Source organism: Parafrankia sp. FMc2 (assembly GCF_041008525.1).
GTDB lineage: Bacteria > Actinomycetota > Actinomycetes > Frankiales > Frankiaceae > Parafrankia.
The window spans coordinates 1-5,786 of sequence record NZ_JBFLUG010000250.1 but is presented as its reverse complement, the minus strand read 5'-3'; the positions used below and the strand labels follow the sequence as shown (position 1 = coordinate 5,786).

Annotated in this window: 5 protein-coding genes and 1 pseudogene; 1 reads left to right on the top strand and 5 read right to left on the bottom strand. The window is 65.3% G+C overall.

What is annotated here, in order from left to right:
* The coding region (locus tag AB1460_RS35350) for a tyrosine-type recombinase/integrase (RefSeq protein WP_368966758.1) at positions 1 to 770 on the top strand (770 nt) is incomplete at its 5' end.
* A gap of 178 nt (positions 771 to 948) precedes the next feature.
* Here the strand turns inward: AB1460_RS35350 and AB1460_RS35345 are convergent.
* The 5 genes and pseudogenes from AB1460_RS35345 to AB1460_RS35325 form a co-directional block, all read right to left on the bottom strand.
* Positions 949 to 1,629, bottom strand: a complete 681-nt coding sequence (locus tag AB1460_RS35345) for a hypothetical protein (RefSeq protein ID WP_368966756.1) — start codon at positions 1,627 to 1,629, stop codon at positions 949 to 951.
* Positions 1,630 to 1,664: 35 nt separating this feature from the next.
* Complete coding sequence (locus tag AB1460_RS35340; protein ID WP_368966754.1) at positions 1,665 to 2,624, bottom strand: hypothetical protein; 960 nt, start codon at positions 2,622 to 2,624, stop codon at positions 1,665 to 1,667.
* Positions 2,625 to 2,821: 197 nt separating this feature from the next.
* Positions 2,822 to 3,949: a hypothetical protein gene (locus tag AB1460_RS35335; protein WP_368966752.1), complete on the bottom strand. Its 1,128-nt coding sequence runs from the start codon at positions 3,947 to 3,949 to the stop codon at positions 2,822 to 2,824.
* Between the two features lie 555 nt (positions 3,950 to 4,504).
* A complete protein-coding gene (locus AB1460_RS35330) occupies positions 4,505 to 5,269 on the bottom strand; it encodes a thiopeptide-type bacteriocin biosynthesis protein (RefSeq protein WP_368966750.1) in 765 nt (254 codons plus the stop codon).
* Positions 5,270 to 5,311: 42 nt separating this feature from the next.
* Positions 5,312 to 5,786 (bottom strand): annotated as a pseudogene (locus AB1460_RS35325) (hypothetical protein); the annotation flags it as partial.

The following is a 5,786-nucleotide window of genomic DNA, read 5'->3' as shown; positions in this document are numbered from 1 at the left end:
CCCCCGGCGCCCTCGCGGTCTCCACCCTCGGCCGCCGCCTCGCTGCCCTGTCCGTCGCCCACCTCGCCGCCGGCATCGACCCACCACCCACCCGTGCCCCCGAGGTCGTCGCGGTCTGGAACGGCATCCGCCGCACCTACACCGTCGCCCCCGCCCAGGTCACCCCCGCGCGCACCCGCGACATCCGCGCCATGATCGACGCGATGGACCTCGGCGGGCCGGCGGCGCCGCGGCTGGCAGACCTGCGCGACCGCGCCCTGCTGCTCATCGCCTTCGCCGGCGCCTTGCGCCGCAGCGAACTCGTCGCCCTCGACGTCACCGACCTCCCCGAAGACGACCACGGCCTGCGCCTGCACATCCGCCGCTCCAAAACCGACCAGGACGGCGCCGGCGCCCTGCTCGGCCTGCCCTACGGCTCCCACCTGCCGACCTGCCCCGTCCGCGCCTGGCGCGCCTGGACCGGCGCCGCCGGCCTCACCGACGGCCCGGCGTTCCGCGGCATCAACCGCCATGGCCACCTCGCCGACCGCCGCCTGTCCGACCGCGCCGTCGCCGACATCCTCGCCCGCCGCGCCACCGCCGCCGGCCTCACCGGCCGCTTCGCCGGCCACTCCACCCGCCGCGGCTTCGCCACCGAGGCCTACGCCCACGGCGTCCCCGAACCCGCCGTCATGCGCCAGGGCCGCTGGAAATCCCGCACCACCATGGACCGTTACCGCGCGGACGGCACCCTCTGGGACGACAACGCCGCCACCCGCCTGGGGCTGTGAGCAGCACGGACCACTCGCGAGGACGCGCTCTACTGCCCGGACATGGTGTGCATGCCCATCCCAGCACGAGCAACAGGCCGTCAGCGGCGCGTGGCTCAGGTACACGCGGCGAATCCCCCTCAGCCCCCTCGGCTGGGGGAAAACGCTCCCACCAGAACGAAGGTACGGCTCCCGTCAATCAGGATTCACTCGATGCGCCAGATTGAAGACGCCGGACAACCTCCGCAAGCAAAGCATCGCCCGCCCGCACCCCGTCCTGCCAAGCGTTTGCGATCGCCGTTGCTTCCGCGGTGAGGATGGCCGCGTCTCTTTCGGCGACGCGAGAGACAGCGCGGTCATAAAAACGGCCGCTCTCGCGGGCGATTTGGCCGACTCGTTCGTGGGCACAGGATGGCGCGCAGAGGCCTGGCTCCCAGTCCTCGAGGACGGCTAGTATCCGCCGAAATTTTCCGCTTTCCCATGCCTCGGTCGATGTCCGGATCCACTCCATGAGCTCGTGGCGCTCCGGAATGCCGTTGTCGCAAGCCAGGCGAAGTTCATCGTCCGGAGACTCTTTCAGTACTTTAGCGATCTCGACAGGGCCGGCGCTCATCGGGTCGAGACCCATGATCGCACGAAAGATGACTCCAGTGGCCGCCGAGAGTGGTACCTTATTTCTATCTTCACTGAAAGTTTTCCCAAGTACAGCAGGGTCCTCGGAGGCCCGCTGAACCCAGCGTTCAAACTGCTTCAGTCCGTGAGTGATTGCATTTTCTTTTGGCATCCCAGCGTTGCGCTGGTAGGCGCTGGATGCGTCGCGCGCAGATGACCACGCCATCCGATACAGATGGCCGATCGGGAACAGCGATGCGCCGCGCATCGTCGTTGTCCGGAGAGCCTCTTCGTGCTTTTCCGTCAGATCCGGCAGCCTGTGTTCGCGGAGCAAATAAACGAAGTAACGGCCGGCTTCCGCCGCGATGATACGCCGAGCCAGCTCGGCCAGTTCAGCGCGTTCCGTCGACCACATACCGGCCAGGTCGAGCCAGGCACGAAGAGAGGCGGCGAACTCCTCGATGCGCTGTTCGAGAGTGCCCGTTCCGGGAGAAAAAACCGTGCCTTATGGATGTAAACGCCGCCGCCGAGCTTAACATCCTCCTCCCAGACGAAGGCGCCCGACGGCGAGGTCGGATGAATTTGGAGGAGATTCGCGTTCCACGCCGCCATAAAAAGCTCGCTACTGATGGATTGATCAGGACCTATGGAATCATCGTTAAAGTCTATTGGATAGATCAGTCCGCCGCTGTCTCCGACGGCATGCAGTACTGCGAGCGCACCCACCTTCGCCAAAATCGACGCCTGGTCGATCAGGTGCTCACTGCTACTGTTCTCAACCGGGTAGCGTTCGACGATTGCCTCGCGTCGGCCCAGTTCAAGCTTGCGCTTTTCCTCTTCGGCCAGTCGCACCGATTCCTGCTCGGATAGTCGACGAGCACGTTCCTTAGATGCCTTCGGGCTCAGGACCTTCGCCGCTTGGTCTTCTACGGCCGCACTGCAAGATCGGCAATCGATATTTTTTCCCTGTCTCACATGAGTGAGCGCCTGACGTGAGGTCAGGGTCAACTCGCCGCCACACGATGTGCAGAAGTACTCCAGGACTGTTGCTGTGACAGCCGCAGCAGCTGCGTAGTGGGCCGTGCCAGACCATACTTTGAAATCAAGATCCCGTGTTCGGTGAGTCCACACCGGGTCACCGGTTTCGGGATCGAGGCCATCCAACTCCCAATATGAAGTTCCGATGCCCTGCAGCTCGGCCGGAGCGTCAGGGTTGAGTTCGATGCTGAGCTCGAAATCCGGGGGATCGAGTGTTCTAGCCACGGCTAGATGTTACTAGATGTTCCGTCTGTATTCCGACGTGTTGACACGATTCCCTGATGACAGGATGGTCGCCAGGATCGCGCAAATACCGCCGATTTTACCGTCACGCGAAGAAGATCCAAAAATCCGATGGGTGCGTGTGGTACTTGAGCTCGGATAGTCGGCCCAGTTGGCGAGTACGATATCGCAGGGCAGCGTTACGATTCCTCTGCGCGAATGATGACAGGTAGAACAGCAAGCGAGACGCAGCGCCCTTCATCGTCGGCGGCGACGATATAGTCCACGCGGCTGCCTGGGTTCGCTGCATCCTTCGTGAGGACGTAACTTCCGTGCGCTTGCACGGCGACATGAAGCTTATCGATCGTGGCCGCTGGATCAGCGGTCTTGATGAACATGACGAGGGCGGCCTTGCTGTCACGCCACACGAGATAGCTCAGAAGCTGATTCAGCGCGCCGGCTACGCCTTTGGGGCCGCGCCAGATTTTGCATTCTGCGATGAAAGCGTTGCGATCTCCCTCGCGAATCAGGATATCGGTCTTTCCGTCACCGTTGAACAGTTCGCCGCCAGCCGCACCCTTCCAGTAACCGTTGAGTGTGCCGAGTAGAAGATCCCTCAGCTCCTCCTCGTCGAGTTTACCGGCCGTCCTCGGTGACCGTTCCAGCGTGTTGGCCCACGACCGGACGACTTCCAGTATGTCTTGGTAGACCGCATCCGCGAGGACTGGCTCCGGCACGAACTTCGACTGTTCCTTACGCACCTGAAGAGCCACCTGTTTGCGATGGGCGGTAACCGGTGGGCGCGGCGCTGCCGAGGTACGCACTGGGATGCCGAGAGATTCTTCAACTGCGCGGTCGTTGAGGACGCGTTGTTTGCGGCTCGCGTGGGCGCTACGGATGGCCTGGTCGGCAGTCGCATAGAATCTGGCAAGGTCCGCGTTGGCCCAGTCGACCCGCTGGTCGATGTTTTTTCTCACCTGCTTGATCTGTTCTTGGATCACTGCCGTAGTGAGGGTCCGGTCGACGACTTCCACGACAACGGCTCCGCCAGCGACCTTTCCGTACTCCCCGCTCATGCTGAAAGTCGAGGCTCGGTAGTCCAACATCTCAGCTGTGCCAGAGATCGGAAACGAGACAACAATCTTACTCGCCGGCACCGTGTGGATCTTGTCGCCGTAGAACTGGTCTCGAACTTGAGTCGTCACCTCCATGACGGAACTCCGAGTGGCACCATCCCAGTCGACGATGATCTTGTTCGGCATGTACTTGCCGAGCAGCGCAGCCACGATGACGTCTATGTTCTCATTGAGTAGGGCATCCGGATCCATCCTCGCCAGATCGTCCAGCGCAGGCTTGAGGCGACCCCCCAAGTAGTTATCCAGTTGTCTCGCGGAACCCCACACCCGATGAGCCCCCTCACTCAAAGTAGATCGAACCCATGGTTGAAGGTCGACTCTACTGCCGGGATAGCTCGTTCTCGGTGGCATAACCACCGGCCGGTTCGCGGGGCGGCAGAAATTGCTTGCTGGGCGACGTCGTCAGCGACGCCGAACGACGCCTGGAGGTTCCCTGTGGCGTCAGCGAATGGTCACCGAGCGCAGCCATACCCTCGGGCGGAAAGCTCGACGGCGACGACTACACCGAGTCTTCAGTCGGGTCCTGACTCCCGCGGGCACGGGCACCTGAACCGGCCAGGGCCTGCTGGTTCCCCGGTGGGGGCCTGCGCCAGGCCGTCACCCGAGACCAGCAGGCCCTGGCCTCCTCGTCTGGTCACGGTGCCGGTCATCTTCGTCGATCGGACAGAGCCGGGGAGTGGGCACGCCGCCCGTCGACCGAGCCGAGGTGCCGGGCCCGTCGTTGCGCAGGTGGAGCGTCGTCCATGGTCAGTCCTCGGGCAGGCACACGCGGGCCGCCGCGTGGGTGAGGACAGCCTGCGTGGTGGCGGGCAGGCCGAGCCTGTTCCAGCGGAAGATCACTGTGTGGGCGAGGACGGCGCGCAGGCCTCGGGTCAGGGTGCCGGCGGAAGCTGCCACGGCGAGGCGCTCGCCTGCGGTCTCGAAGGCGTCACGCCAGGGAGCGGCGAACGCGGCCGGCCCGTTGGGGGCGAACAGTGGTGATCCCTTCTGGGTAGGCGCGGCGAGCAGGGCGCGGAGCTGGGCGGTGAGGGTGGTCCGCACCGGGGATGGGGATGGGTTGGGGCGCATTGCGGCGATGCGGGTGAAGACGTCGCCGCGTTCGTACCAGTCGAGGCCGGCGGCGGCGCACATGGAACTGATCAACAGGACCGACAGCTCGCGGTGGCCCAGTGGCGGGTTCTCGTGGCGGAGGAAGGTGAGGACTCCGGCGGAGTCGGCGCAGAAGAGTGCGTGGGCGATACCCATGCCGACGTCGCCGCCGAACGCCGCCGTTTCCGGCTCGTAGATGGCCGGTCTCCACCCGGCGACGGCCCCGGCGACGGTCAGGTCGTCGAGCAGCTGGTGGACCGCGTCCGTGTCGGCGTCGAGGAGGCGTATCCGCCAGCCGGGCGGCTTGTTCATATGCCACCAGCCGGACGCCGCGCCGCCTGCCACGAGTGCGTCGAGGTGGGGGCCGACAAGGGTCGCCGCAGTGCGGTCGGCGGGGTGGTCCCCGGCGGGACGGACGTGCACCTGGTGCCATCGTGGCCCGCCTCGGCCGCGGCGACGGCGATGTCATGTCCGGTTAGAAGAGCGCGGACGGAGTCGGTGACCCGCCCGGCGGTCGGCGTGGTCAGCACAGCAGCAGGCATGGGTCCCATCCGGACAGAGGCAGGGCGGCGCGGCGGGCGGTCTCGAGCACGAGCTGGACGGCACGAGCTGGACGCCCGTGGTGCCGGTGAGCAGCGCGGTGGATCCGTCGGTGGTGCTCGTCCGCGCGGTGAGGGCGGCGGCGAGTGCGGGCAGGTGGGCGCCGACACTGGGGGTGATGGCGTCGGAGGCGGCGCGGGTCGCGGCCTGGTAGACGCCGGCGAGGCCGTGACACAGGCCCGCGTCGGGAAGCCCGGTGAGGTGCGGGCCGGTTAGGGCCTGTTCCGGGTCCGGATCACAGGCGGGATGGTCGTCTTTCGTGTTCGGGTGCTCCAGCTGGTAGCACGGTTGTATGACCCGTGGCGACCTGACCGACGGCGAGTGGGAACTGATCGAACCG